Annotated in this window: 27 protein-coding genes and 1 tRNA gene; 16 read left to right on the forward strand and 12 right to left on the reverse strand. The window is 61.4% G+C overall.

The genetic code is table 11. The annotated features are described in order from the left end of the window. Positions 1-21: 21 nt before the first annotated feature. From AC1RT6_RS07470 to mtgA, 3 genes are all read right to left on the reverse strand, one after another. Positions 22-447, reverse strand: coding sequence for a hypothetical protein (locus tag AC1RT6_RS07470; protein ID WP_472791276.1), 426 nt, complete (start codon positions 445-447; stop codon positions 22-24). A gap of 124 nt (positions 448-571) precedes the next feature. Further along, positions 572-757: a 50S ribosomal protein L32 gene (gene rpmF / locus AC1RT6_RS07475; RefSeq protein ID WP_009798498.1), complete on the reverse strand. Its 186-nt coding sequence runs from the start codon at positions 755-757 to the stop codon at positions 572-574. Between the two features lie 99 nt (positions 758-856). Then, positions 857-1,537 (reverse strand): monofunctional biosynthetic peptidoglycan transglycosylase, encoded by a 681-nt coding sequence (gene mtgA / locus AC1RT6_RS07480; protein ID WP_079445653.1) that lies wholly within the window; start codon positions 1,535-1,537, stop codon positions 857-859. Between the two features lie 258 nt (positions 1,538-1,795). Here mtgA and AC1RT6_RS07485 point away from each other — a divergent pair, with 258 nt between their 5' ends. The 3 genes from AC1RT6_RS07485 to AC1RT6_RS07495 all read left to right on the forward strand — a co-directional run bounded on the left by AC1RT6_RS07485 (position 1,796) and on the right by AC1RT6_RS07495 (position 5,217). Further along, a complete protein-coding gene (locus AC1RT6_RS07485) occupies positions 1,796-2,722 on the forward strand; it encodes a polyprenyl synthetase family protein (RefSeq protein ID WP_079445652.1) in 927 nt (308 codons plus the stop codon). A gap of 7 nt (positions 2,723-2,729) precedes the next feature. Next, positions 2,730-3,416: a DUF1345 domain-containing protein gene (locus AC1RT6_RS07490; RefSeq protein WP_472791275.1), complete on the forward strand. Its 687-nt coding sequence runs from the start codon at positions 2,730-2,732 to the stop codon at positions 3,414-3,416. Between the two features lie 193 nt (positions 3,417-3,609). Continuing rightward, on the forward strand, positions 3,610-5,217 hold the full coding sequence (locus tag AC1RT6_RS07495; RefSeq protein WP_079445650.1) for a Na+/H+ antiporter: 1,608 nt from the start codon (positions 3,610-3,612) through the stop codon (positions 5,215-5,217). A 76-nt stretch (positions 5,218-5,293) separates the two neighbouring features. Here AC1RT6_RS07495 and ispG read toward each other — a convergent pair whose 3' ends face one another. The 3 genes from ispG to AC1RT6_RS07510 all read right to left on the reverse strand — a co-directional run bounded on the left by ispG (position 5,294) and on the right by AC1RT6_RS07510 (position 8,618). Beyond that, complete coding sequence (gene ispG / locus AC1RT6_RS07500) at positions 5,294-6,586, reverse strand: flavodoxin-dependent (E)-4-hydroxy-3-methylbut-2-enyl-diphosphate synthase (RefSeq protein WP_079445649.1); 1,293 nt, start codon at positions 6,584-6,586, stop codon at positions 5,294-5,296. A gap of 344 nt (positions 6,587-6,930) precedes the next feature. Further along, positions 6,931-7,422, reverse strand: a complete 492-nt coding sequence (locus AC1RT6_RS07505; protein WP_079445648.1) for a Fur family transcriptional regulator — start codon at positions 7,420-7,422, stop codon at positions 6,931-6,933. A 335-nt stretch (positions 7,423-7,757) separates the two neighbouring features. Continuing rightward, a complete protein-coding gene (locus tag AC1RT6_RS07510; RefSeq protein WP_079445647.1) occupies positions 7,758-8,618 on the reverse strand; it encodes an alpha/beta fold hydrolase in 861 nt (286 codons plus the stop codon). Between the two features lie 227 nt (positions 8,619-8,845). Between AC1RT6_RS07510 and AC1RT6_RS07515 the strand changes: the two genes are divergently transcribed. The 5 genes from AC1RT6_RS07515 to ppa all read left to right on the forward strand — a co-directional run bounded on the left by AC1RT6_RS07515 (position 8,846) and on the right by ppa (position 15,201). After that, the gene (locus AC1RT6_RS07515; RefSeq protein ID WP_472791274.1) at positions 8,846-9,559 is read left to right on the forward strand and encodes a class I SAM-dependent methyltransferase; all 714 of its coding nucleotides are present in this window, start codon (positions 8,846-8,848) and stop codon (positions 9,557-9,559) included. A 96-nt stretch (positions 9,560-9,655) separates the two neighbouring features. Beyond that, positions 9,656-12,382: a DNA mismatch repair protein MutS gene (gene mutS, locus AC1RT6_RS07520; protein WP_079445646.1), complete on the forward strand. Its 2,727-nt coding sequence runs from the start codon at positions 9,656-9,658 to the stop codon at positions 12,380-12,382. Between the two features lie 11 nt (positions 12,383-12,393). Then, a complete protein-coding gene (locus tag AC1RT6_RS07525) occupies positions 12,394-13,653 on the forward strand; it encodes a flavin monoamine oxidase family protein (RefSeq protein WP_079445645.1) in 1,260 nt (419 codons plus the stop codon). 323 nt (positions 13,654-13,976) lie between these two features. Further along, positions 13,977-14,486: a GNAT family N-acetyltransferase gene (locus AC1RT6_RS07530; protein WP_079445681.1), complete on the forward strand. Its 510-nt coding sequence runs from the start codon at positions 13,977-13,979 to the stop codon at positions 14,484-14,486. Between the two features lie 184 nt (positions 14,487-14,670). Continuing rightward, positions 14,671-15,201: an inorganic diphosphatase gene (ppa, locus tag AC1RT6_RS07535; protein ID WP_472791271.1), complete on the forward strand. Its 531-nt coding sequence runs from the start codon at positions 14,671-14,673 to the stop codon at positions 15,199-15,201. A gap of 108 nt (positions 15,202-15,309) precedes the next feature. Here ppa and folD read toward each other — a convergent pair whose 3' ends face one another. Genes folD through AC1RT6_RS07550 form a run of 3 tightly spaced genes read right to left on the reverse strand, consistent with a single transcriptional unit; the run spans position 15,310 to position 16,835 of the window. After that, positions 15,310-16,194 (reverse strand): bifunctional methylenetetrahydrofolate dehydrogenase/methenyltetrahydrofolate cyclohydrolase FolD, encoded by an 885-nt coding sequence (folD, locus tag AC1RT6_RS07540; protein WP_079445643.1) that lies wholly within the window; start codon positions 16,192-16,194, stop codon positions 15,310-15,312. Between the two features lie 18 nt (positions 16,195-16,212). Next, complete coding sequence (locus tag AC1RT6_RS07545; RefSeq protein ID WP_079445642.1) at positions 16,213-16,533, reverse strand: DUF167 domain-containing protein; 321 nt, start codon at positions 16,531-16,533, stop codon at positions 16,213-16,215. Positions 16,534-16,544: 11 nt separating this feature from the next. After that, a complete protein-coding gene (locus tag AC1RT6_RS07550; protein ID WP_011313809.1) occupies positions 16,545-16,835 on the reverse strand; it encodes a YggT family protein in 291 nt (96 codons plus the stop codon). A 480-nt stretch (positions 16,836-17,315) separates the two neighbouring features. On the opposite strand from AC1RT6_RS07550, the gene AC1RT6_RS07555 reads away from it, so the two are divergent. Further along, positions 17,316-17,391, forward strand: a tRNA-Ala gene (locus tag AC1RT6_RS07555). A gap of 124 nt (positions 17,392-17,515) precedes the next feature. On the opposite strand, the gene AC1RT6_RS07560 is transcribed toward AC1RT6_RS07555, so the two are convergent. The 3 genes from AC1RT6_RS07560 to AC1RT6_RS07570 form a co-directional block, all read right to left on the reverse strand. Next, the gene (locus tag AC1RT6_RS07560; protein WP_079445680.1) at positions 17,516-18,301 is read right to left on the reverse strand and encodes an SDR family NAD(P)-dependent oxidoreductase; all 786 of its coding nucleotides are present in this window, start codon (positions 18,299-18,301) and stop codon (positions 17,516-17,518) included. Between the two features lie 108 nt (positions 18,302-18,409). Then, positions 18,410-18,889, reverse strand: a complete 480-nt coding sequence (locus AC1RT6_RS07565) for a tellurite resistance TerB family protein (protein ID WP_079445641.1) — start codon at positions 18,887-18,889, stop codon at positions 18,410-18,412. A gap of 134 nt (positions 18,890-19,023) precedes the next feature. Continuing rightward, complete coding sequence (locus AC1RT6_RS07570) at positions 19,024-19,254, reverse strand: hypothetical protein (RefSeq protein WP_079445640.1); 231 nt, start codon at positions 19,252-19,254, stop codon at positions 19,024-19,026. A gap of 304 nt (positions 19,255-19,558) precedes the next feature. Between AC1RT6_RS07570 and AC1RT6_RS07575 the strand changes: the two genes are divergently transcribed. The 7 genes from AC1RT6_RS07575 (at position 19,559) to AC1RT6_RS07605 (ending at position 26,007) form a co-directional block, all read left to right on the forward strand. Further along, positions 19,559-20,890, forward strand: coding sequence for a site-specific integrase (locus AC1RT6_RS07575; RefSeq protein ID WP_079445639.1), 1,332 nt, complete (start codon positions 19,559-19,561; stop codon positions 20,888-20,890). Positions 20,891-21,067: 177 nt separating this feature from the next. After that, complete coding sequence (locus tag AC1RT6_RS07580; protein WP_493029379.1) at positions 21,068-21,817, forward strand: hypothetical protein; 750 nt, start codon at positions 21,068-21,070, stop codon at positions 21,815-21,817. A 129-nt stretch (positions 21,818-21,946) separates the two neighbouring features. After that, positions 21,947-22,210: a hypothetical protein gene (locus AC1RT6_RS07585; protein ID WP_079445637.1), complete on the forward strand. Its 264-nt coding sequence runs from the start codon at positions 21,947-21,949 to the stop codon at positions 22,208-22,210. 83 nt (positions 22,211-22,293) lie between these two features. Next, positions 22,294-22,494: a hypothetical protein gene (locus AC1RT6_RS07590; RefSeq protein ID WP_139372824.1), complete on the forward strand. Its 201-nt coding sequence runs from the start codon at positions 22,294-22,296 to the stop codon at positions 22,492-22,494. After that, on the forward strand, positions 22,491-22,769 hold the full coding sequence (locus AC1RT6_RS07595) for a winged helix domain-containing protein (protein WP_472791269.1): 279 nt from the start codon (positions 22,491-22,493) through the stop codon (positions 22,767-22,769). The genes AC1RT6_RS07590 and AC1RT6_RS07595 overlap by 4 nt, the downstream gene beginning before the upstream one ends. Continuing rightward, positions 22,766-23,227: a hypothetical protein gene (locus tag AC1RT6_RS07600; protein ID WP_079445635.1), complete on the forward strand. Its 462-nt coding sequence runs from the start codon at positions 22,766-22,768 to the stop codon at positions 23,225-23,227. Before AC1RT6_RS07595 ends, AC1RT6_RS07600 begins: the two co-directional genes overlap by 4 nt. Next, positions 23,227-26,007, forward strand: coding sequence for a DUF927 domain-containing protein (locus tag AC1RT6_RS07605; protein ID WP_079445634.1), 2,781 nt, complete (start codon positions 23,227-23,229; stop codon positions 26,005-26,007). The genes AC1RT6_RS07600 and AC1RT6_RS07605 overlap by 1 nt, the downstream gene beginning before the upstream one ends. The last annotated feature ends 158 nt before the right edge of the window (positions 26,008-26,165 follow it).

Genomic DNA, 26,165 nt, shown 5'->3' on the forward strand with positions numbered 1-26,165 from the left:
GGTGCCGGATCGAAGCGCGGTTCACACGCTTCGGCCTCTGCCACGCCTTGCGACGGTCCGGTGACCGCACGGGCAGGCCGCCGCGCCCGCAAGACGAAACCGGAGAGGAAATCGACCAGCGCCAGCAGCGTCAACATGAAGTAGGTCGACGAACCGAATTGCGGCAGCATCACGAATTCCGCCGCGGCACCCCCCGAACACCGCCAGCGACAGCAGATGGTCGGTGAGATACTTGCCACCGGGGCGCACGCTTTTGATAATTTCGAACAGCAACAGGACGATGCCGAGCGCGAGCAGCGTGTCCCCGAGCGTCACCGGCCAAGGCACACCCGACATCAAGGTCAAGGTGAGAACGGGCTCCGTCAAGAGGACGCCCGGCATCAGGAAGACAATGATGTTGCAGATCGCTAGAGGAATCAGGAGCAGAGGGAAACCGATCACGGACATCACCAAGGCCTCCTTCATTCAAGCGGGAGGTTCGAGAACCGCGTGCCGAATCCCTCCGTCCCTGGCGCTCCCTTCATTCCAGCCCCGCGCCTGTTCCGGACCGCAAGGCTGATCAGGCCTGGGCTCAGGAGTCGCTCTTGGCCTTCAGAACCTGCCGGCCCTTGTACATGCCAGTTTTCAGGTCGAGATGGTGGGGACGGCGCAGCTCGCCGGAATCCTTGTCCTCGGCGTAGGTCGGCTTGCTGAGCGCATCTGCCGAACGGCGCATGCCACGCCGTGACGGCGATGTCTTTCTTCTTGGAACGGCCATATCCGTGTCCTTACAGGATGTTGTCGAGTCCGTCTCGAAACGCCAATGGGCAGGCGCGGCGAGTCCCGAACGCGCGAGTTGAATGCTGATAAGCCGGCCTTATAGGCCACGATCGCCGTGCCAGCAACTGCGCAGTTCGGATGCTCTGGCCCGGACCATATAGGTCCCGGCCAGCCGGCGAACCCCCGGGCCGGGCCTTCGGGCGCTGCGCCGGACTGGATTAGGCAGGATTGCAGCCAAGAGCGCCGCTTCCCGCGCCGTTAGGCTGGCTGCGGATCGCCCGAAGGCATAGCGGGACCCTGCTTCGACACCGAACTGGCCGCCCGGCCCCCATTCCGCGATATTCAGATAGATTTCGAGAATTCGCTGCTTGGGAAGTACCGCATCGATCCACATCGCCAGCGGAAATTCCAGCGCCTTGCGGACCATGCTGCGTCCGGGCCAGAGGAACAGATTTTTTGCCACTTGCTGAGTGATGGTGGAGCCGCCACGCCTGAACTCGCCGTCCTCGGCATCGTCGAGCACATCCCGTAGCGAATCCCAATCAATGCCGTGATGGCTGCAGAACTTTGCATCCTCCGACGCGACCACGGAGCGCGGCAGCGCCGAAGGAAGCGCGGAAAAATCGATCCATTGCCGCGACATCGGGGCGCCCGAGAGCGTGCGCCATATCATCAGCGTCGAGACCGGATGGCCGATCCGATACAGCGGCGTCAGCAAATAAGGCAACAGCAGCAGGCCAGTGACGAAGAGCACCCCGATACGGATCGCCCGCCGCATCAGGCCGCGACGCCTTCAATCGATCGGCGAACGGGTTCACCTCGTCCGTGACGGAGGGGATTCACAAAATCACCGTTAATTACACCGAAGCCGGCGTAAGAAGGCATTGAAAACTCCTTCTGTCGGATCACCGCGACCAGCAGATTGTCGGTCGGCCGGAATTGACGAAGCCGACACCATGAAGGATTGTCCCGCAAAAATCGACCTCGCCAAACCTTTGCAGTCTCGGTGCCCTTTTCTGTTCTTGGAGCCATTTTGATGACGTCAGGACTTTCATCCGCCGATTTTACAAAGCGCCTTGACACGACGGCGGACGAGACCGAGGTCCTGTTGGGAAAATTGCTATCCGACAGCCCTCTGCCCGACGAGATCGCGCGCCCGAAGCGGCTGATGGACGCCATGCGTTATTCCTCGCTCGGCGGCGGTAAGCGGTTGCGGCCGTTTCTCGTGGTCGAAAGTTCGGCTGTATTCGGCGTTCCGCGCGACGCCGCGCTGCTGGCCGGCGCAGCGCTCGAATGCATCCATTGTTATTCGCTGATTCATGACGACCTGCCGGCGATGGACAACAGCGACCTGCGCCGGGGGCGGCCAACTCTGCATAAGACCACCGACGATGCCACGGCAATCCTCGCCGGAGACGGTCTGCTGACGCTTGCCTTCGACATCATCACCCGCGACGAGGTCCATGACGATCCCGCCGTCCGCCTGTTGCTGACGCGCGCGCTGGCGCGCGCTGCCGGCATTGGCGGCATGGTCGGCGGGCAGCTGCTCGATCTCGCCGGTGAAGGCCGCTTCGGCGACCGCGAGCCGGTCGACGTGGCGCGCGTGCAGCAGATGAAAACGGGCGCACTGCTCCGCTTCGGCTGCATTGCCGGCGCGCTGCTCGGCCAGGCCTCGCAAAAAGATTATCAGGCGCTCGACGCTTACGGTCGCGCGCTGGGCGAAGCCTTCCAGATCGCCGACGACCTTCTCGACGTCGAAAGCGATGCGGCGGCGCTCGGCAAGCCGGCCGGCGCCGACGCGGCACTCGGCAAGACCACATTCGTCACCCAACTCGGCATCGACGGCGCCAAGAAACGCGTTCGGGACCTTCTGGCGAAGGCGGATGAGGCTTTGTCGGTGTTTGGTCCACGCGGTGACGTGCTGCGCGCCGCCGCGCATTTTGTCGCCGATCGCAAGAGCTGAAGCCGCCATGGCAGGCAAGGACGATGACGATCCGTTCTTGCTTCGCTTCAGGAAAATGCCCGCGCCGGCGCGCGTGATCTACGCCCGGCGCCGAACCTTCATCGCCGTCGCGATCGGCGTTATCGCCAGCTTCCTAATCCCCGACAATGTGCGGCTCGTCCCCCGGCTCCTGATCGGCTGGGACGTCTTCGCCGCGTTCTATCTCCTTCTGGTCTTCACCGTGGTATTCGGCAGCGGTGCCACCCACATCCGCCGAAATGCCCGGATTCAGGACGACGGCCGCTTCGTGATTTTGCTGATGACCGCAATCGGTGCGTTCGCCAGCATTGCAGCGATCGTGTTCGAGCTTGGCGCGCATAACCATAGCGCCCTCGACCTGACGCTCGCGATGCTGACTATCGCGCTGTCCTGGGCGGCCGTGCACACCACCTTCGCTCTGCATTACGCGCACGAATACTATCGCGGGAATAAACCCGGAGGTCTGCAATTTCCGAGCGGCGATCAGTGCGAGGACGCAGACTACTGGGATTTCGTCTATTTCTCATTCGTCATCGGGATGACCGCGCAGGTGTCCGATGTCGGCATTACCGACAAGATCATCCGCCGCACGGCGACGGCGCATGGCGTGATCTCGTTCTTCTACAACACCGCGCTGCTGGCGCTGATGGTCAATATCGCGGCGAGCGCAATCTGACCGGCATCACGCGGGTAAACACTTGCAGATCTGGACATCGCCGCGCCACCAAGCAAGATCATGGGGGCGCGTCTAATCGTTCCTTCCGGGCGGTTTCCGGCGATCCCGCCCGGCGGCTGGACGATCAGAATATCCTTGCGGTTGCGGTCAAGCTCTGTCCATTACGCTCTCGGCCCAGGAGCCCTCCGCTGGCATGACCGAAACCTTCCTGACATCCCTGCTCGTTCTTACCGTGATGGCCGCATCGGCCGCGCTGGCACGGCGGCTGGTGACGGCGCCGGCCATCGTATTTCTAATGGTCGGCATCATGCTGGCCTTCGTGCCGGGCTTTCCGCCCATCGAAATGCAGCCGGAGAGCGTGCTACTGATGGTGTTGCCGCCGCTGATCTATTCGGCCGGCGTTTCCATGAGCTGGCGCGAGTTCAAATCCAACCTGCGGCCGATCGCCCTGCTCGCCATCGGCTGCGTCATTTTCACAACCTGTACGGTCGCCGCCGTAACGCACTGGCTGCTCGGGCTGCCCTGGGGCGTCGGCTTCGTGCTCGGCGCCATCGTCTCGCCGCCCGACGTCGTGGCGCCGCTCGCCATCGCCAAACGGCTGCACCTGCCGCACAGGATTCTCGTTATCCTCGAAGGCGAAGGCCTCGCCAACGACGCCACCGCGCTGATTCTTTATCGTTTCGCGGTGCTGGCCGTCTCGACCGGCGCGTTTTCGCTGCCATCCGCCGCCGGATCGTTCATCTTCATCCTGCTCGGCGAAATCGCGTTCGGCATCATTGTCGGCTGGCTCAGCCTGCGGCTACGCCAGTGGGCCCATGACGCGCGGGTGGAAATCCTGCTGTCGTTGCTGACGCCTTATCTCGCCTATTGGGTTCCCGAACATCTCGGCGGCTCCGGCGTCATCGCCACCGTCGCCGCGGGACTTTACGTGAGCTGGAACGGACCGCTGCTGATCTCGGCGGCAACGCGGCTTCAGGGCATCTTCTTCTGGGATCTTGCCATCTGGCTGATCGAGGGCGTGCTGTTCCTGCTGATGGGTTTCGAAGTCCGGGTGCTGATGGAGAAGGCCAAGGCGGTTCCGGTCAGCCAGGTGCTAGTCGCGATCGCATTGACCTCGGCCATCGTGATCGCTGCGCGATTCATCTGGGTGTTTCCGGCCACCTACCTGACCCGCATCCTAAGCGCGCGGGTCAGGCGGCGCGATCCGACGCCGCCGTGGCGCTATGTCGCCGTCATCGGCTTCACCGGCATTCGCGGCGCGGTGTCGCTCGCGGTCGCTCTCGCTTTGCCGCTGACGCTTCCGGACGGCGAGCCGTTTCCCTACCGCGACCTCATTCAGCTGACGAGCTTCGGCGTCATCTTCGCGACGCTGTTCGGCATCGGTCTGACGCTACCGCCTGTCGTCAACCTGCTCGGCATTTCGCAGCACGGCCACCGTGAAGCACTGAATGAACGCGAAGCCGAGATCACGGCGCGGCGCAGCATTATCGAGGCCACGCGGGGCGCCCTCGACACCATCATCGCCGAACGCAAGCTGCCCGAAGGCCTCGCCAGGTTTCTCGAGGCACGGCACGAAACCCGGATACGGGCGTTACCCGATCCGCCGCGCGAGGGCGACGAACATTCGCCGGCGACGAAGGGAGCATCCATGGTGCGGGAAATCATCGGTATCGAGCGCGCGCATCTGCACAGGCTGCTACGTGAAGGCAAGATCACCGACGAAACCCGCCGCCGGATCGAACGCGATCTCGACCTCGAAGAAGCGGTTGTCAACAACCGGGAAAAGAATACGCCGCTGTGAGGAATACGACGAGCGCTCCGTCAATATGACGGCTGAGAAGCCGGCATATTGATCTCACGCGATTCAGGAGACGGCCTCACTCCGCCGCGCTCACCGCTTCGGCCCGCGCCTTGGCGCCGTTACCATATCGCTGCTCGATGTAATCGATCACCAGCGCCTTGAAGTCCTGCGCGATCGCCGGCCCGCGCAAGGTCTTGAACTTCTTGCCGTCGACGAAGACGGGCGCCGCCGGCGCCTCGCCGGTGCCGGGCAACGAGATGCCGATATCGGCGTGCTTCGATTCGCCGGGGCCATTGACGATGCAGCCCATGACCGCGACGTTGAGCTGCTCCACGCCGGGATACTGCGCCTTCCAGTTCGGCATCTCGTCGCGGATGAAGTCCTGGATCGATCGCGCCAGTTCCTGGAACGTGGTCGAGGTGGTGCGCCCGCAGCCGGGACATGCCGCGACCAGCGGCACGAAGGTCCGGAAGCCCATGGTCTGCAACAGTTCCTGCGCGACCTGAACTTCCAGCGTGCGGTCGCCGCCGGGCTCGGGCGTCAGCGAGATGCGGATGGTATCGCCGATGCCTTGCTGGAGCAGAATGCCAAGCGCGGCGCTTGAGGCGACGATGCCTTTCGAGCCCATGCCGGCTTCGGTGAGGCCGAGATGGATCGCGTAGTCCGAACGCGACGCCAGCGTCTGGTAGACGGCGATCAGATCCTGCACCGCCGAGACCTTCGCCGACAGAACCATTTTGTTCTTCGGTAGGCCGATCTCCTCGGCGCGCTTCGCCGACAACAGCGCCGACTGCACCATCGCCTCGCGCGTCACCGCCCGGGCATCGCGCGGCGCCGCCGAATTGGCGTTCTCTTCCATCAGCTTGGTAAGCAGCTCCTGATCGAGCGAGCCCCAGTTGGCGCCGATCCGCACCGCCTTGCCGTACTTGATCGCCATTTCGACGATGTCGGTGAACTGGCTGTCGCGCTTGTTCTTGAAGCCGACGTTGCCCGGATTGATGCGATACTTGTCGAGCGCTTCCGCGCAGGCCGGATGTTCGGCCAGCAGCTTGTGGCCGATATAGTGGAAATCTCCGATCAGCGGCGTGGTGATGCCGCGCTTGCGCAAGCCGTCGCGGATATACGGCACGGCGGCGGCGGCCTCGTCGCGATCCACCGTGATGCGGACCATTTCCGAGCCGGCGCGCGACAAGGCTGCGACCTGAGCGATCGTGCCCTCGACATCGGCGGTGTCGGTGTTGGTCATCGATTGCACCACGATCGGCGCGCCACCGCCGACGGCGACATTGCCGACCATCACTTGCGTGGTTGTGTGCCGCGGGCTTGGGCCTGCGACGTCGATATCCGACGGACTTTCGAACTTGTTCATGGGGCTCAAATATCAGGTTTTCGTAACATCCAGCAACGGATCAATGGAGAGTGTAGAGACTGTTTCGAGCCAGGGCCGACATGCCAACAACAATGCGATGCCCGAAAGCCGCATCCCCGGCATGAGATAGCCAGTCCCACACCAAAACAAAGAACTTATGAACCCAAAAGCCGACAATTCGCTGGCAAGCATTTAAACCACTGAAAAATTTACGAAAAATGTACGGATGGTCACTTCATTCATTGCCGCGAGTTGACGACGAGTGTCTCCTGTCAAGGTCATGAAGTATCCACCGTCAAGAACCCTCGTGCCTCGTAGCCCCGGCAAGAGCCCAATCGCAAGAACTACGGCGCGTTCTGGCAATGGGCGCAGGTGCCGGTAATTTCAACCACGGACAGCTTCGGCGTGAACCCCGTGGTGCGGGCTGCATCGCTCAGACTCTGCGCCACGCGGCTTGCGGGAATTTCGCCGACCGAGCCGCACTGCTCGCAGATCAAAAACGCCACCATCGCGCTCTCATCGTGGTCATGCCCGCAGGCCAGGAACGCATTACGGCTTTCGATACGGTGAACCAGGCCGTTTCCTATCAAAAAATCCAGCGCGCGGTAGACCGTGATCGGCGCGGGACGCGGCATCGACTTTGCCAGTTCCTCTATCACCTCATAGGCGCCGAGCGGCCGATGGCTCGACAGCAGCGCCTGCAGCACCTGGCGACGGATAGGCGTGAATTTCTGGGCACGCCGCGCGCAGATTTGCTCCGCGTGGCTGATCGCCTCCGCGGCGCAGCGGTCATGGTCGTGCCCCGGAACGGGGAATGTCGGTCTCGTCGCGGTCATTCGATTCACTCATCTAACCCGTTTAAGCCGGTTCTGCTCCCCCTTCAGCACCATCACCCGACAAATTTTGGTTCATATTGCAATGCAGCATAATGGACCAGGCCGAGCCGCTGCCGTGCGGAACTGCGAGGAGTGACGATCGACGGGGCGATCAGCGGCATCGTCTTCGTCATCAAAAACGGTCTGCGCTGGCGCGATCGATGCGACGCATCTGAAAGCACATCGTCCTGCGCCAGCCTTTTAATAAAGGCCTGTTCACCGACCTCTCGAATGCACGAAGAATGGCCTGAGGAACTTGCCGGGTTCAGACGCTCGGAATGCTTGACGTGCCGCGCTCAAGCAACGCTACAGCTTTGTTGCTGTGTTGTATTGTCGATGCGGCTGAAATTGATGTCGCTCAGAAAGCGGAATAGCAGCGGATTGAACCGCTCGGGCGCTTCGAGAAAGGGCGCGTGGCCGACACCGTCGATGATATGGCAGGAATGGTCCCAAAGTGACCTGTAGGAGATGCTTGCCACGTAGTCGAGGCGTGCAAACGGCTCCTCAGAACCGTTGACGACGGCAATCGGTGTTGACAGCTTTTCGACGATCCAGCGTTGATCGACGCCTAGCCCAGCTATCAACCCACGGCCCAGGATCTGACGTGCGCGACCGTCCGTGCGAGCGATTGTGTCGTGGAACCGCGCCGCGTGCTTCTCCCCGACGCAGACACGCGCGAATCGGCTGATCTCGTGCGCATTCAGAACGCTTTTTGTTGCGAGCAGCAGATCGCGCTGGATTCGAAAGCCGCGGACCATTCCCAGAATACCGCGCCTGATGGGCGGCGCTCCGACCAGCATAACACCGGAAGCTTCGAATCCCTGCCCGACCATTTCGAGGCTGATGTGCCCACCCAGCGACCAGCCAACAAGCGCCGCGCGCGTGATATTCAATGATCGTAAAGCCTCGATCAACGTGGCAGCATGACCGGGAATGGTGTAAGCTTGTTGCGGCTCCAGCGCGTCATCCGATTGCCCGTGCCCGAGAAGATCGATCGCGATGATGTGCTGTGTCGTCGCCCACGTTGTTTCGAATTGATGCCGAAATACGTCACGACAGGTCGAATTTCCATGTATAAAAACAACAGGCGTGCCGCTCCCTGAATTTTCCAGGAACGCCATTTGCCCTTGCGATGTACTGATCGTGCGCGACAACATCGCCCTACCTCTGTTCCCAGCTTAGGCACGATAAGACGCAAGAGGTGTTAAAGATTTAGGAGACATTTGTGAGTTGTTCGGCACCTCCTTCCGAAGCCAGCACTGCAGCGGTCGAAGATCAGGATGGCAAGATCCGCACGGATTATGTGTTGGGCCATTCCGACCGAGAACTTGAGAGGCTTCGCCGCCAGGGAGCGTTATTCTCCGATCTCACGCGTGATCTTCTCGTGCGCGCCGGCTTGAAAAAGGCGATGCACGTTCTTGATATTGGTTGCGGCGTTGGCGATGTTTCCCTGATTGCTGCAGACCTTGTTTCCCAAGAGGGAACCGTAAAGGGAATCGATCCGGCCACTGAGGCACTCGCGATTGCGCGGATGCGACTCGATGCCGACGGCAAGCCTTGGGCAAGCTTTTCGCCGGGGACGCTCGAAAGCCTTGAAGACTGTTCTCAGTTCGATGCGGTCATAGGCCGATTCATCCTTATCCATCTTGCGAACCCAGCGGAGGCGCTGAGCGGACTGCGGAACCGGTTGCGGACGGGCGCGATCTTGTCGTTTATTGAATTTGATCTGAGTACGGCAGCGGTCCACCCGCCGTTGACATTTTTCCAACAGTGTATCGGCTGGGTGGGTGAGGTTTATCGCCGGAGCGGGCGCCAGCTCGATATGGGGGTAGCGCTGTTCAGTACGTTCCGTGCCGCAGGTTTGACACCGCAGATGGCTGGGCTCACCCGGATAACGACCGCTGACGACGAGGCGGGGATAGACTTCCTGGTCGACTCTGTGCGCAGCCTGCTGCCGGCGATCGTGAAGCTGGGAATAGCGACCGAGAAAACCGTGGAAATCGATACGCTACGCCAGCGGCTTTTGCAGGAGGCCGCTTCCGACGAATATTGCGTTTTCTACCCGCGGCTTGTGGGGGCATGGGCAATCGTGCCCTGATCCAAGAGCTATTAAACGCGAAGCGATGCGTGGAAAAGGCGCACGACCGCCGCAATGCCGTAGGAGCCGGCGGCGAAACTTTGTAGCTTCGCCGCCATGACGATCCAGCGCACCATGCCGCCATCACCGAACCCGGCCGCCCCTGTTGAGGCGACGCGGGTTACGCCGATGATGGAACAGTACCTTGAAATAAAAGCGGCCAATCCCGGCCTCTTGCTGTTCTACCGAATGGGCGATTTCTACGAGCTGTTCTTCGAGGATGCCGAAATCGCCTCGCGCGCGCTCGGCATCACCCTGACCAAACGCGGCAAGCATCAGGGCGCGGATATTCCGATGTGCGGCGTTCCGGTCGAACGCTCCGACGATTACCTGCACCGGCTGATCGCAGCCGGCCACCGCGTCGCAGTGTGCGAGCAGACGGAGGATCCGTCTGCAGCGCGCAAGCGCGGCAACAAGAGCGTGGTTCGCCGCGACGTGGTCCGGCTCGTCACGCCGGGAACGCTGACCGAAGACACGCTGCTCGACGCCAAGGCCAACAATTACCTGCTGGCATTGGCGAGGGCGCAAGCGTCCTCCGGGGGCGATCGCTTCGCACTGGCCTGGATCGACATCTCGACCGCCGAGTTCATGGTCACCGAATGCGGGGCGGGTGAACTCGGGGCGACGCTCGCGCGCATCAATCCCAACGAGGTGATCGTATCCGACGCACTTCATGGCGATCCGGACTTGCGCGCCCTGCTGCGCGAATTGCCGTCGGTGACGCCGTTGACCCGCGACGTGTTCGACAGCGCGACCGCCGAACGTCGACTGTGCGATTATTTCGCGGTCGCCACCATGGATGGCCTCAGCGCCATGTCACGGCTGGAAGCGACCGCGGCCGCCGCCGCCGTCACCTACATCGATCGCACTCAGATTAGCCAACGGCCACCGCTCTCGCCGCCATCACGCGAGGCGTCCGGCAGCACCATGGCCGTCGATCCCGCCACCCGCGCCAACCTCGAACTGACGCGCACGCTCGCCGGCGAACGGCGCGGTTCGCTGCTCGACGCCATTGATCTCACAATGACGGCGGCGGGATCGCGCCTCCTGGCACAACGGCTGGCGGCCCCGCTAACCGACACGACCGCGATTACACGGCGGCTCGATGCCGTCGCCGCATTTACATCCGACAGCCCGGCACGAGACGACATCCGCACCATCCTGCGGACTGCTCCTGACATGTCGCGGGCGCTGGCGCGACTCTCGGTTGGGCGCGGCGGGCCGCGCGACCTCGCCGGCCTGCGCGACGGTATGCTGGCGGCGGGCCAGGCGCTCGCGCGGCTTGAGGAGTTTTCCGATCCACCGGCGGACATCGCCGCGGCGATGCAGTCGCTGCGGCGGCCGTCCTGCGATCTCGCGCGCGAACTCGGTGATGCGCTGTCCGAAAGCCTGCCGCTGATGAAGCGCGAGGGTGGGTTTGTCCGCGAAGGCTACGAGCGCGCGCTCGACGAAGCGCGCAAGCTGCGCGACGATTCACGTCTCGTCGTCGCTGCGATGCAGGCGCGCTACGCCGAGGAGACCGGCGTCAAGACGCTCAAGATCCGTCATAACAACGTACTCGGCTATTTCGTCGAGGTGACCGCGCAGCACGGCGACCGATTGATGAGCGCGCCGCTCAACGCCACCTTCATCCATCGCCAGACGCTGGCCGGTCAGGTGCGTTTCACAACATCGGAGCTCGGTGAAATCGAAGCCAGGATCGCCAATGCCGGCGACCGTGCGCTTGGTCTTGAACTCGAGATTTTCGACCGGCTTGCCGAGATGGCAATCCAGAATGGCGAGGAGCTACGCAACGCTGCGCACGCCTTTGCGCAGTTGGACGTCGCGGCATCGCTCGCAAAGCTCGCGATCGACGAGAACTACACCCGGCCGGATGTTGATAACTCACTCAGCTTCGCCGTCGAAGGCGGGCGGCATCCGGTGGTCGAGCAGGCGCTGAAGCGCGCCGGCCATCCGTTCATCGCCAACGCCTGTGATCTGTCGCCAATCCCAAGCCAGACTTCGGGGCAGATCTGGCTGCTCACCGGCCCGAACATGGCCGGGAAATCCACCTTCTTGCGCCAGAACGCGCTGATCGCGTTGATGGCGCAGACCGGCAGTTTCGTGCCGGCGCGCCGCGCGCGCATCGGCATCATCGACCGGCTGTTCTCGCGCGTGGGCGCCGCCGACGATCTGGCGCGCGGGCGTTCGACTTTCATGGTCGAAATGGTGGAAACCGCCATCATCCTCAATCAGGCGTCGGAACGCGCGCTGGTTATCCTGGACGAAATCGGTCGCGGCACCGCGACATTCGACGGCCTGTCGATCGCATGGGCGACGATCGAACACCTGCATGAGGCCAACAAGTGCCGCGGGCTGTTTGCGACGCACTATCACGAACTCACCGCGCTCTCGGCAAAGCTGCCGCGGCTGTTCAACGCCACCGTGCGGGTCAAGGAATGGCACGGCGAGGTGGTGTTTCTGCATGAGGTACTGCCCGGCGCCGCCGACCGGTCTTACGGCATCCAGGTGGCCAAGCTCGCCGGGCTACCGCCGTCGGTCATCGCGCGCGCCAAATCGGTGCTGGCGAAACTGGAGGCGCAGGATCGCGGATCGACCGTGCGAACGCTGGTGGACGATCTGCCGTTGTTTGCGGTTCCGGCGCGCGCCGCCGACGAATCCGCACCGCCGAGCGAAACCGTTCAATTGATCGAAGCGTTGAAATCCCTGCATCCAGACGAGATGTCCCCGCGCGAGGCGCTGGAAGCGCTCTATGCGCTCAAGGCGAAACTGCCGAAACAGTAATCAGTGTTGCGATGTCGCGAAATCTCCCCTCCAATATCGATGTCGCCATTATCGGAGCCGGCGCCGCCGGGCTGGGCGCGGCCGATGCATTGAAAGACTCCGGCCTCTCCGTCGTCATGCTCGAAGCCCGCGATAGGGTCGGTGGACGCGCCCACACCATTGTCCCCGCCCCCGGCGTTGTCTTCGATCTCGGCTGCGGCTGGCTGCATTCGGCCGACAGGAACTCCTTCGTTCCGGTCGCAGGCAAGCTCGGCTTCGAAATCGACAAGACACCACCCCCATGGCGCAAGCGCGGCCTTGATGCCGGATTTCCGATGGCCGAGCACGAGGACTTCCTCGCGGCGCTGGATGCGTTCGATGAACGCCTCCAGCAAGCAGCGAAGAACGATGCCGATGACTCCGCCAGTCGCTATCTCGAACAAGGCAACCGCTGGAATTCGATGATCGACGCCATCTCGACCTATGTGAACGGCTGCGAACTCGACAGCGTCTCGGTTCGCGACACGAGCACCTACGAAGATACACGGGTAAACTGGCGGGTGCGCCGCGGCTACGGCGCGCTGATCGCCGCCTACGCCAAGCCGTGCCCGCTGGTGCTGAACACGCAGGTTTGGCGCATTGATCATTCCGGCCGGCGTATCCGTATCGAAACATCGAAAGGCGAGCTGTCCGCGACGCAGGTAATCATCACCGTACCGACCAACCTGCTCGCGAACGAATCGATCCGCTTCCATCCCGAGCTGCCCGCAAAAGTGGACGCTGCGGCCGGCCTGCCGCTTGGCGTCGACGACAAGGTCATACTGACCCTCGACGATCCGGAAGGCATGGTGCCAAAGGACGGCAACCTGAGCGGCGCCACCATGCGGACCAAGATGGGAACGTATCACTTGCGCCCGTTCGGCCAGCCCTGCATCGAGGGATTTTTCGGCGGCAGCTTCGCGCGCGAACTGGAAGACGCTGGCGATGGCGCATTCGCCGCGCAGGCGATCGACGAGATCGCGGCGCTGCTCGGTTCCGGTTTTCGCAGCAAGCTGAAACCGCTTGCGGAATCGCATTGGGCCAGCGATCCTTTCGCGCAAGGTGCCTATTCCCATGCCCTGCCCGGGCATGCCGGCGACCGCGCCGCGCTGGCCGCGCCCGTTGACGGCCGGCTGTTTTTTGCCGGCGAAGCCACTTCACCGAACTTTTTCTCCACGGCGCACGGCGCACGCGACAGCGGCGAGCGGGCGGCGCGGGAGGTGATGAAGGCGGCAGAATTGCCAAAGCGCTGATCCCCTATCGTCATCGGCAATACGAACGGCACGAAGAAATCGGGACAGCTTGCGGGTGCGTTGGAGCGGACCAACAACTTTCTCGTGCCGGTTATTTCCTCCGATACCGTCGTGCGTTTGTTGGACCGGTCGAGCTGAACAGGTCTGCCCTTGCAGACGTCACGATACCTCCAACCGATTTCTGTCGAAGGATCGCGGCGCCCGCGTCATGACTGTCCCTTTTCGATACAAAACGTCGCACTCGTGATGTGCGAAATGCACATTTTAACCCTTAATTAACGATGGACCTTGAAGACGGCGCGCCGACTTGCTTTGATCGGGACATGAGCACGATCCTGATCGAACTCCGGCCGGCCAAGGTCGCGGATGCATCCGCGGTCGCAGCAACCCATGACGAATCCTGGCGTTCGGCCTATCAGGGCATCATCCCCGGCGCGGAGCTGGAAAAGCTGATCAACCGGCGCGGCCCGCACTGGTGGGACAGCGCGATCCGCAAGGGCAGTCGTATCAGCGTTCTGGTTTTCGGCGAGCAGGTTGCAGGCTATGCCAACTACGGCCGCAACCGCGCCCGCAGCCTGCAGTACGAAGGCGAAATTTACGAGCTTTACCTGCGCCCCGAATTCCAGGGCTTAGGCTTCGGCCGGCGGCTGTTCACCGCGGCGCGGCGCGATTTGATACAGAGCGGGCTGAAAAGCATGGTGACCTGGGCGTTGTCCGACAACGAGCCGGCGATGGAATTCTATCGCGCGCTCGGTGGCCGCATGGTCGCCCGCTCCTCCGAGAGGTTCGGGCCGAAGTCGCTCGACAAGATGGCGTTCGCCTGGACGAGTTAGAAGCCAGATCTCTGATCGCCATTCTTCAGCTCTCGGTCAGCGCCGGACATTGCCGTTCGGCATCCCCTGTGCCGGGCCATCCATCGTTTTTCGGAAGACTTTTCTCGAAGATAGATAGATACGCGCGTCAAGCCAGCGTATGACGACCATATGTTGACCGACGCTCTTCAATCATGGAGCCCCAATGCGTATCGACGCGATCTCGATCGGACCCAATGCGCCGCATGAGGTAAATGTCATCATTGAGGTGCCCGTCGGCGGTGAGCCGATCAAGTACGAGATGGACAAGGATGCCGGCACGCTGGTGGTCGACCGGTTTCTCTATACCGCGATGCGCTATCCCGGTAACTACGGCTTCATCCCGCACACGCTTTCGCAAGACGGCGACCCCTGCGACGTCCTCGTCGCCAACACACGCGCCATCGTGCCGGGCGCCGTAATGTGCGTGCGGCCCGTCGGCGTGCTCTTGATGGAGGACGAGGCCGGGGGCGACGAGAAAATCATCGCCGTCCCGACGTCGAAACTGACCCAGCGTTATGACAGGATAAAAAACTACAGCGACCTGCCGGATATTACGTTGCAGCAGATCCAGCACTTCTTCGAGCACTACAAGGATCTCGAACCCGGCAAATGGGTCAAGGTGCTGCGCTGGGGCAGCGCGGACGACGCCCGCAGACTGATCCTGGAGGGCATCGCGCGGGCCGGAGGGGCGTAATCAAGCGTCATCAGCCGGCACAGTCTTCGAAAAACGGCGCCGCTCGCGTCGCACGCGCATCCGTTAACCCAGAAACGAACTAGTCGGGCAACGACGGTCTTTTGGCGCTCATACCGTCGGCGCAGGCAGCCCACTGATCGCGCAGGCCGCGCGCAGCGTATTGACCAGCAGGCAGGCCACGGTCATCTGCCCGACGCCGCCGGGAACCGGCGTCACCGCGCCCGCGACCTGCATCGCCTCGTCGAATGCAACGTCGCCTATCAGCCGCGTTTTGCCGTCGGTTGTCGGCACACGCGTGATGCCGACATCAATCACGGTCGCGCCCGGTTTAAGCCAGTCGCCGCGCACCATTTCAGCCTTGCCGACCGCCGCATAAACCAGATCGGCGCGGCGACAGAGTTCGGGCAGGTTGCGGGAGCGCGAATGCGCGATGGTCACCGTGGCGTTTTCATTGAGTAACAACTGCACCAGCGGTCGTCCTACGAGATTGGAACGGCCGATCACGATGGCGTCCAGACCTTCGAGCGAGGAATGCACGCTTTTGGTCAGGATGATGCAGCCAAGCGGCGTGCATGGCGACAGGGCTGACAGACCGCCTGCGAGGCGCCCGGCATTGTAGGGATGCAACCCATCGACGTCCTTCGCCGGATCGATGGCGGCGATGATCGCCTCGGTATCAAGGCCCTTGGGGAGCGGCAATTGCACCAGAATGCCGTGAACGGCGGCATCCGCGTTCAATTCAGCGATCAGCGCCAACACATCGGCCTGCACGACGTCCGCAGGCAGCATGTGCTCGAACGACGCCATGCCGGCGGCCTGGGTCTGTTTGTGCTTGCTGCGGACATAGACTTCGCTCGCCGGATCGTTGCCGACCAGCACCACGGCGAGACCCGGCGTCAGCCCGTGGTCACGCTTCATCCGCGTCACCTCACCGGCCACCTGCGCACGCAAATCGGCGGCGATGACTTTTCCATCGATGATACTGGCCGCCATGCTGATCCTCAGTTCGGGCTATTTCGATTGAGCCGCCGTCAATTCACGCAGGGCGTTGCCGAGTTGACCGGGGTCGCCGTCGACAGCGACCTGCTTCAGCCGCGACGTCGCTCCCGCAAGTATCCGGACGTCGATTTTCCGCACACCCAGCGCCTTCGCCAACACCGCCATGACAGCGCGGTTGGCCTCGCCGCCTTCGGCAACGGCGCGGACGCGAACCTTCACCACCGGCCGGCCGTCGGCCAACATTTCAATGCCGTCGATCCCGTCGCGGCCGCCGCGCGGCGTCACCCGCAGGGCGATGCTGAGGCCCTGCGAAGAATACCGCCACGGCTCCATCAGGCCGCCGGTCAGAACACCGCAGGATAGATGTAATAGGTGATGACTCGCTGCATGAACAGGATGATCAGAATCAGAATGATCGGAGAAATGTCGAGCCCGCCGAGATTCGGCAACAACCGACGGATCGGCGCCAGCAGGGGTTCGGTGATCCGCTCCAGAAACTCAGCCACCGCGCCGACGAACTGATTGCGGGTATTCACGACATTGAATGCAATCAGCCATGACAGGATCGCCGAGGCAATCAGCAGCCAAACATAGAGGTCGAGGATGATAAGGACGATATCCAGTATGGCTCGCATGGCGGATTGGCTCGCGGGTTTGATCGTGAATACGACCAGTGGAGTGAATTTGACGTTCGCGACTTATTTGCCAGTGGTGTTGGATTCTGGCATTCGCAGGAACGCTCGGTGAAACCGGATGCGAATGTCAGGATCTGACCACCGGTATCTGATGTGGCTGCAATGCGGATGTTCCTTCACCTTGCCAAAAGTCCGTCAAGAGAACCTCCGAATTGCAGCCACACTAGGAGTATTGGTCTTCCGTGTCCCCTAGAATTCGAAGATTCGCCTTGTTACACAACCAAGGCAACGCGCTTCGAATTCGGAACGCGAGCCTGCTAAATATCGTTTCGGTTCCCGCTAAACAAGGGAACGCAGGGCAAATGACGCTCAAAGAGCCGATTCGCGCTGTTTTCGGCCGTTCTTGACTTGCCGTTGGCGAGGATTGTAAATGACAGCGTTTCGGTCGCAGCGCCCGTTTATTCGCCGCTGATCGCAGACGGGGCCATAGCTCAGCTGGGAGAGCGCGTCGTTCGCAATGACGAGGTCGGCGGTTCGATCCCGCCTGGCTCCACCATCGATTCCTTCAAGAAAACCGTTCTTCAAGAGAAGCGTTGCCGCGAACAGATCGGCGCTAAAGTCGTCGTCCCGCGCGAATTTTTCGAGAGCGTGAAGGTCTTAGGCGACGCTGGCGGTGGACGTCATGATCGCCGCCTCCGCATTTGGAAGCCGGCCACCCCCCACAGGACGAAGTCGCGCGGGAATAACCGAAGCAGAAACGGGATCACCTTGGTCCCGAGGCCGGGCAGCACGGCCCTTTTATTGGCCATGAGGCCGCGGTAGCCGTCCTGAGCAACATCCTTGGCGGAAACATTCAGGATCGCAGAGTCGAAACCGGGCGTCACGCCTGCCCGCGCCTGAAATTCCGATGGTACGGGGCCGGGACAGATCACAGTGACACGGACGCCGCGGGGACCTAGTTCGCCGCGCAGCGCTTCGCTGAACGACAGGACATAGGCCTTCGACGCATAATAGACTGCCATGCCGGGACCCGGCAGAAATCCTACAATCGAACCGACGTTGAGAATACCGCCGCGCAGCCGGATCACGCTTGCGGCGAAACGCAACGTCAGATCCGTCAGCGCCCGGATATTGAGGTCGATCATCGCAAGCTGAGCGGCGCGATCCAGTTCGGCGGCGCGGCCGAACAATCCATAACCGGCATTGTTCACGAGATACATGACCTCGACGCTCTCGGCGGTGAGCGCCGCAGCGATCCGGTCTGCCGCATCGGCCTCCCCGAGATCGCAGGGGATCACGATCGGAGAGATGCGGCCCGATGCGACGATTTCAGCCGCAAGTGCGTGGAGGCGGTCGGCACGCCGGGCGACCAGGGCCACCCGGTGCCCGTGCGCGGAGAACACCCGTGCCAGTTCGGCGCCGATCCCGGAGGAAGCGCCTGTTATCAATGTCACCGGATGGGTCACGATCTGCACTCTTGAATGGTTAGAAGATGACACGATCAACGTTCGGCGCGACGACGGGGCCTGCCAGCCTATCGCGCTACCCTCAGTTCTGCTTCGCACATTTGCCGATCAGGTCGCAGGATCTGGCGCTGAACTTTTGCTGCCGACGCGATGCTTGAGTTCGATACGATCGCGCGATGAAATGGCCAGAAGATCAGCGGCGCGCCACACGACATTCTCCTCGAATTCGCTGACGCGGCCGTCCGCATACACCAACTCCCACATCATTTCGACGATACGCAAGCGATCTTCATCAGTCAGCGAGCGCATCAGCACACTGGTGAATTGATAAAGATCGACCGCCTCGCCTTCCGCCAGCGTCGCAGACGTGATCAACTTGTTGGCGGTGCCGGGATCTAATCCGAAACGGGTTTCAATCAGCTCGTGCAGTTTGCGGATTTCCACGTCGGACGGCTCGCCGTCGAGCGAGATGACATGGATGAACAGCGCGGTCGCCGCAAGCTTGCAACCGGTTTCATCGAATGATCGATGGTCCGGTGCTTCGGGCGATATGACGTCGATGATGAAATGGCGCAATCTATCAAGCATTGGTCCGCCTACCGCAATGTTTGGAATGCCGTACGAGTGCGTTCATAAGCGCGCGGAAAGCAAAACATGCGCCATCCGCCAGAGTTTCTCGTAGCTGGATTACACACGTTGACAAGACTCAGCCCGCAGTTGGGTTACTGGCCGTGCTCCGCCAAGGTCTCGGCGCACTTTTTGCTCACCTTCGCACGGTGTTCCTTCAAGCATGTGAGAACGACCATGTCGCCATCATTCATTTTGGCTCGGCAATATTTGGCAACGTCGCGCGCGCACCCGGAATTGCGTTTCTCCGCCGCGGTCTGCGCCGACGCCGCGGCGGTGCCAGCGAGCAGGGGAAGAAGCGATAAAATGACGGCGAAACGGATCATTGGCGCTCCATCAAGTCAAGGTGACATCTGCCTGTATCGACGGCGACCGTCGGCACCAATATCTGCGGGATCGAACGATGAAAGAAGTGGTGCCGCTTAGGTGACTCGAACACCTGACCCCATCATTACGAATGAGATGGCCTGACATTTCCGGGGATTGCAAGGTTTTTCTTCAGATAGATAAGTCTCTTTAAAATCATTGTTTTATAGCTTATCATCATTTCCAGAGATTTCCTGAGTTTTCCAATCGGTGGTTACGCGGTGGTTCCTTGGCCGTCCGTGGTTCCTAGAGCGGAGTGCAGGTTTGGAAACACACTCAAAAATCACGAAGCAATTGGTCGATGGGTTGAAAGCCCGCGAGCAGGAATACTTCGTCTGGGATGGCGGCAAGGGCAGCCTGTCTGGGTTCGGCGTCCGGGTGCAGAAAAACACCGGAGCGATGTCTTATGTCGTGAAATATCGGGCTGGAGCAGGCCGTACCGCCCCCACCCGCCGGCTGACCTTGGCCAAGGTCGGGACCCTCACCCCTGACGAGGCTCGTGCTCAGGCTCGGAAAATGCTCGGGGCGGTCGCCAATGGAGCCGATCCGGCAGCTCAGCGGGCGGCGGAAAAGCGAGCATCAACCCTCGCCGAGGTCGCCGAGCAATTCCTGACTAAGCATGTAGCGGCCAAGCGGGCCGAAAACACGGAAGCCTCATATCGGGACCTATTGGAACGGCTAGTGCTGCCTGAACTGGGAAAGCGCAAAGCCGAGAAGGTCACCAGCGCCGAAATTCATCGCCTCCACTCCAAGCTTGGCGACCATCCATACCAGGCCAACCGCGCACTGCGGATCATGAGCAGCTTGTTCACCTATGCGGGCAAAGCCCATTTGGTGCCGGCCGGATTTAATCCTTGTCGGGGAATTGAGAAATTCCATGAGGAGGGCAGAGAACGCTATCTCAGTGGGGAAGAACTAGCGCGGCTCGGTGAAGCTCTCCGGGAAGCAGAAACCGTCGGGTTGCCGTATGCGGTGGACGACACCAAGCCGACGGCGAAGCATGCGCGGAAAGAAGAAAGCCGCCGCACCGTGCTGGGCCCGCATGCGGCGGCGGCAATCAGGCTCCTGATACTCACTGGCGCTCGGCTCCGCGAAATACTCCATCTCAAGTGGGACCAGATCGATTTCCAGCGTGGCCTGCTGCTTCTGCCTAGGAGCAAGACGGGCAAGAAAACTATCATCCTGAACGCCCCTGCCCTTTCGGTCCTTTCCGGCCTGCCGCGCGTCGGCACGTACGTCATTGCCGGCATGTCGGCCGGTCATGAGGACGAGCGTCCGCGCTCTGATTTGAAAAAGCCGTGGCGAGCCGTGTCTCGCCGCGCTGGCCTTGAATACGTGCGCATCCACGATCTACGCCATACGCATGCATCAATCGGCGCAGGCGCCGGCCTGGGATTGCCGATCATCGGTAAACTGCTCGGCCATACTCAGGCAGCTACCACCGCGCGCTATGCCCACCTCGACAACGATCCCTTGCGCAAAGCGTCAAATTATATTGCGAATGAAATTGCGGCCGCGATGGGCGAAGCGCCAGCGTCGCCCGCGAATATTGCCGATCTGTCGGAAGCGAAGAGAACAAAGAACCGGCGCGGCTAGGGTAGCTCCCGAAAAGCCAGTACCGCACTGGCCTGCCGCGTCGTCACTATGCGGATGCTCCGAGCGGAGGGGCGAATGATTGACGACAAGGCCGAGTTGAAACGGCGAGTTTTGAACAAGTACATCGAGCGTGGATGGAGCCTCGCAACGATAGAGCGTGTTGCGCTCCGGAAAGGCTTGACGCTCCCGATCATTGAACCAAAGCCGAGCGATCCACAAGAATCATACCCCGATCCGGCTATGTACGATCCAATGACCGTCACGGACTGGTCGCTGGCAATGGCAATTGCGTGGATATGCTGGCGGACGCCAGCTGCGGTTCAGCGGTGTTGGAATGCTTTCCGAGGGGAGCATCTCACTTGGACGTACTACAATTACAGTGGCTGGGTTCTGAAGCCTTGGGGCTTCATGTCTCTTGATCGTATGTCGTATTACGAAGCTACCGAATCCCCGCCGATAATGTCGCTCACCGCTGGCCGACAATCGCTATGGGAAGCGCTAACACACGATGAAATGAAGGCCACAGCAGTCGAAGCGACTACGGGAAAGGTTCTTCAGGTTGCTCCGTTTGAGTGGAGCAAGCTGGAACCGACTATTCATCGTGAGGATCAAGCGACCGACTGTCTGTCAGATCGCCATACTCCTACCAAGGAAAAATACCGCGACTTAACTTTACTCCGACGTGATGTCGTGAGCGTCTGGCCAGAGGTTTTCGTGCCCGCGTCGGCAAAAAGACGGACGTCAGGACAAAACGTCATCGCAGCGGTCGCCGAACTGATCAATAAGAACCCGACAGCGCCCCAGGGACAGGCCGATGCATTGGCAGTCAAACTCGGCGCTAACCGCGATTCTGTGCGGGCTGCATGGAAACTGGCTCGCGAGAAACAGGGCAAGCCAGCCAAGGTTGGGCGCCCGCGCAAGAAATAGTCTGCGGATTTCAGCCAAAACTGCAAACGCGCAAGAATAAATAAGCCGCGCGTTTGCGCATTTAGGCCGCTAATTTTTCATCATCCATGTTCCTCGCATCGCGGAATTGCTCCGCATTGCGAGGACGAGATGGAAATTGATCCCGAAGAAAACGGCAGCGTGGACCGCTTGCTGCGGCGGAAAGAAGCCGCTCAATATGTAACGGCGACTTACGGCTTTCCGTGTTCGCCGAACACACTAGCAAAACTGGCTTGCGTCAGTTCTGACGGCCCGCCCTTTCGAATGGCCGGCCGCATTCCCCTTTATCCGCAAGACGGCTTGGACGCCTGGGCTCGCAGCAAGATCGGACCTTTGGTCCGCTCGACCTCCGAGCACGCGCGTCACGCAGCTTGACCCTCCCCAAACGAAAACCCGGCAGCACGATCCACATCTTGGCGGATCAAATCGTGCGCACCGGGCTCGCAGGAGTCTTTAACGTGCACAAACATACTCTCCACCCCCACATTTGTCATCCGCTTTCAGGGTTGCCGCTATTCGACTGGCATCCGTCGTTGACCCTGAATCCCGCCCCAACCGTTGTCCGAAAGCTGGCCCAGCGCTACGGCATCACCGTCCCTCACGCTCTCGTCATCGCTCGCCTTGCCGGTCTCGGCATTGAGACGGAGGCGCGGCAATGAGCAACAAAATCACCATCCGTCTGCCTGATGGGCGACGCCAGACGTTCGAAGGGCGCGAGGCCTGGACGTTGCGTCACCTCGTCAATGCCGGGCCTGCTGGCATCACAACGCTGGAGCAGCCCGCGCCGCGCTGGTCGCACTATGTGTTCAAGCTGCGCAGGGCCGGTCTCATCATCTCGACCGAGCGGGAATCCCATAGTGGCCCATACCCAGGCAGCCACGGCCGCTATCGGCTCGAAACTCCGGTGACCATCGTTTCGGAGGATGCAGCATGAATAGCATCCTCAATGTGTCAGTTCCGCGTGAGCGATTCACACACGCCATCGAACATGGGCCGGAGCATCTTCGGCCCATTATGGGCGCGGCTCGGGATCACGGCGTAGGTGTTTGCGTCGTCCCTCAAGGTGCAGAGAGGTTCAATCCGCCGCGCAAGCGTCCGAACATCGTCATCGTCGGTGATGACATGCACGAGGCCAAAGGACCGAATGCTTTTCATCGTAAATCGCTTGTTCGCTTCATCAGGCGGGCGAGTGGAGCAGTCATCGTGTCATGCGCGCCATTGCCGGCCGCCTATGCCGCAGCCGCGACCAATGCAGCCGTGTTTCGTCAAGACATCCTGATTGTCGAAACCCGGCTTAAGTTCGAGCCGGCCTGGAAGACCTTCGTTGAATCTCATCATCCGGGCATTGCGCTGCTGCTCTGCACCGTCGAACCGCAGGGAGGCGTGCAATAATGGGCGCGGTCAATCAGGCTTTTGAACATAGCGGCCGGATCGATTTTGCGGCTGTTAGCCATGCCGCCCAGAGCGCCTTGGCCAGCCTTGTGCATGACTGGCTACCGGATGGAAAACGCGAAGGCTCCGAATGGGTCGATCGCAACCCGACGCGCTGCGATACCCGTCCCGGCTCCTTCAAGATCAATCTGTCCACCGGAGTGTGGTCGGATTTTGCGACCGGGGAAGCTGGTGGCGACGCCATCGATCTGCTGGCTTATCTCAAAGGGATATCAAAGCTGGATGCCGCACGAGCGATTGCACACCGGCTCGGCGTGACGGGTGGTACGGCGTCAACATCACACCCCGCGAAGCAGCCAAACCCCACACCGCCTCCGATCGATCTAAACGCGGCTCCGACATTCCCGCCCCGGACTCCGTCGGATCAGGACGGCAAGCCGCGTTTCGTGGTGGCGGGCGACGAGGGTCCGCGCATCCGGGACGACGAGAAGCGGCGTCATGTCTATCGCGTCGGTGGCGTGCCGGTTCGGATTAAGATCATGCGCAAGGACGGCAACGCGATGAACGTCTATCGCGTGATGGACACCGACGGCGCGACGGGCTGGCAGTACCGCAAGCCGGAGGGCTATGCCGCTGTCCCATACTTTACCGGCCGCAATCCGTTCGAGGGTGAGCAGGACCAATTCATCCACTGGTTAGAGGGCGAGAAGGATACAGAGACGCTCGCGCGGATCGGCTTACCCGCCTTCACCTTCGGAGGCTGTGGTGACGGTTTGCCTGCCGGTTGTGAGAAGTATCTGACCGGCCGCAATGTTGTGATCCTCGCTGACAATGACGACGAGGGTCGCAACCATGCCGACAAGAAGGCGGCTCTTGCATTTTCCGTGGTAGCCAGCGTCCGCCTCGTTCACTTCGACGACGTTCCGAAGAAAGGCGATGTCTCCGACTGGATCGAGGCCGGACACACGGCGGATGACTTGCGGGCCCGTGTCGATGCTACACTGCTATGGACGCCGCCGGCTGACGAGACAGGATCGGATACGAAGGAGGAGGATGCCGGCGCCACCGTTCTGCCCTATGGCTACAAATTCACCGAACGCGGGTTGATGTGGCTCAACCCGGATAGTGATGAAAAGCCGCCGATACAGATTGCCGGCCACTTCGACATTCTCGCAGAGACCCGGGACGGTGAAGGCGGCAGCTGGGGCTTGTTGCTCCATTGGAAGGACCACGATGGCCGTGAACACCGCTATGCGTTGCCGCGCGCCATGCTGGCCGGTGACGGGTCGGAGGCTCGTCGGGCCTTGCTCGATGGCGGCATGTTCATTGCTCCAAGTGCGGGGGCGCGCACGCAGTTCAATTCCTTCCTGCTCCAGGTACGTTCTCCGAACCGGGCGCGTGCCACCCAGCGCGTTGGTTGGCACGGTAACTCGTTCGTTCTCCCGGACGACTGCTTCGGCGCCGATCAGCGCGACATGCTGCTCCTGCAAAGTGCGACGGCTCACGAGCATTCATTCCGCCAGAAGGGCACGTTGCAGGACTGGCAGGACCAAGTTGCACGCTACGCGATCGGCAACAGCCGACTGGTTGTTGCGCTCTCGGCAGCATTTGCAGGCCCGTTGATCGGGCCGTGTTCGGCGGAGGGTGGGGGCCTGCATTTCCGTGGCGCCTCATCCACCGGCAAGAGCACGGCGCTTCTGGTGGCCGGTAGCGTCTGGGGTGGTGGCGAGGTCACCGGGTTCGTCCGTTCCTGGCGCGCTACCGCGAACGGCCTCGAAGGCGTGGCGCTGGGTCATTCCGATACGCTGCTCTGTCTGGATGAGCTTTCGCAGCTTGCGGCCAAGGATGCAGGTGAAGCCGCCTACATGCTTGGCAACGGCTCCGGCAAAAGCCGATCCTCCCGTGACGGGTCGGCGCGACGTGCCGCCAAGTGGCGCGTCATGTTCCTCTCGTCTGGTGAAATCAGCTTGGCCGACAAGGTTGCCGAGGATGGCCGTGGTCGTCGTCTCGCCGCCGGTCAGCAGGTGCGCATCGTCGACATTCCGGCCGATGCCGGCGCTGGTATGGGGCTGTTCGAGAACCTGCACGGCTTTGACTCCGCTGAAGCGCTGTCCCGTCATCTACGCGGTGCCACGATGCAGAACTATGGCGTCGCTGCTCGCGAGTATCTGGCTGCGGTGGTCTCCAACATCGACGTTCTTCGCAAACAGGTCACGGATCTGGTCCGTGCCTTCTGCGAGCAGTTCGTGCCAGCCGGCGCTGATGGGCAGGTCGAACGGGTAGCCCAGCGGTTCGGGTTGGTCGCTGCCGGTGGCGAGATTGCCGTCCGCTGCGGCGTCGTCCCGTGGCAGCGCGGCGAAGCGACCTTGGCCGCTGGCCGCTGCTTCGAAGACTGGCTTGCCGTTCGCGGCGGGATCGAACCGGCAGAAGCTCGCGAGGGCATCGATCAGGTTCGCTCGTTCCTTCTCGCCAACGGCATGGCCCGCTTCATTCCAGCTTGGGAAGATGACCAGGACAAGCGCATTCAGCCGCGCGACGTGGCCGGCTATCGCCAGAAGGTCGGCGACGGCTGGGACTACTTCATCACCACCACCGCATGGAAGGAAGAAGTCTGTCGCGCTCTCGATGCACGCCGGGTGGCGGCGATCCTCGATCAGAAGGGAATGCTGGTGACCGACAATCCGCGCCATCGGGCGAAGGTCGTTCGTGTTCCGGGACATGGCTGCTTGCGGCTCTATCACCTGCCAGCGCGCTTCCTGGAGGCCGACTGCGATGCATAGCTTCGATGACCTCGCAGATGACATCTCAACCCTGCTGAAAAACAGGGGTTACATGGGTTACAGGGGTTACAAGTTAGAAAACACGAGTCGAAACAATCTTGTAGCCGTAACCCCTTGTCGCGCGCCTATGTTACCCCTTGAGATCGAGGGGTTACAGC

Source organism: Nitrobacter sp. MLSD-S21, from assembly GCF_058809865.1.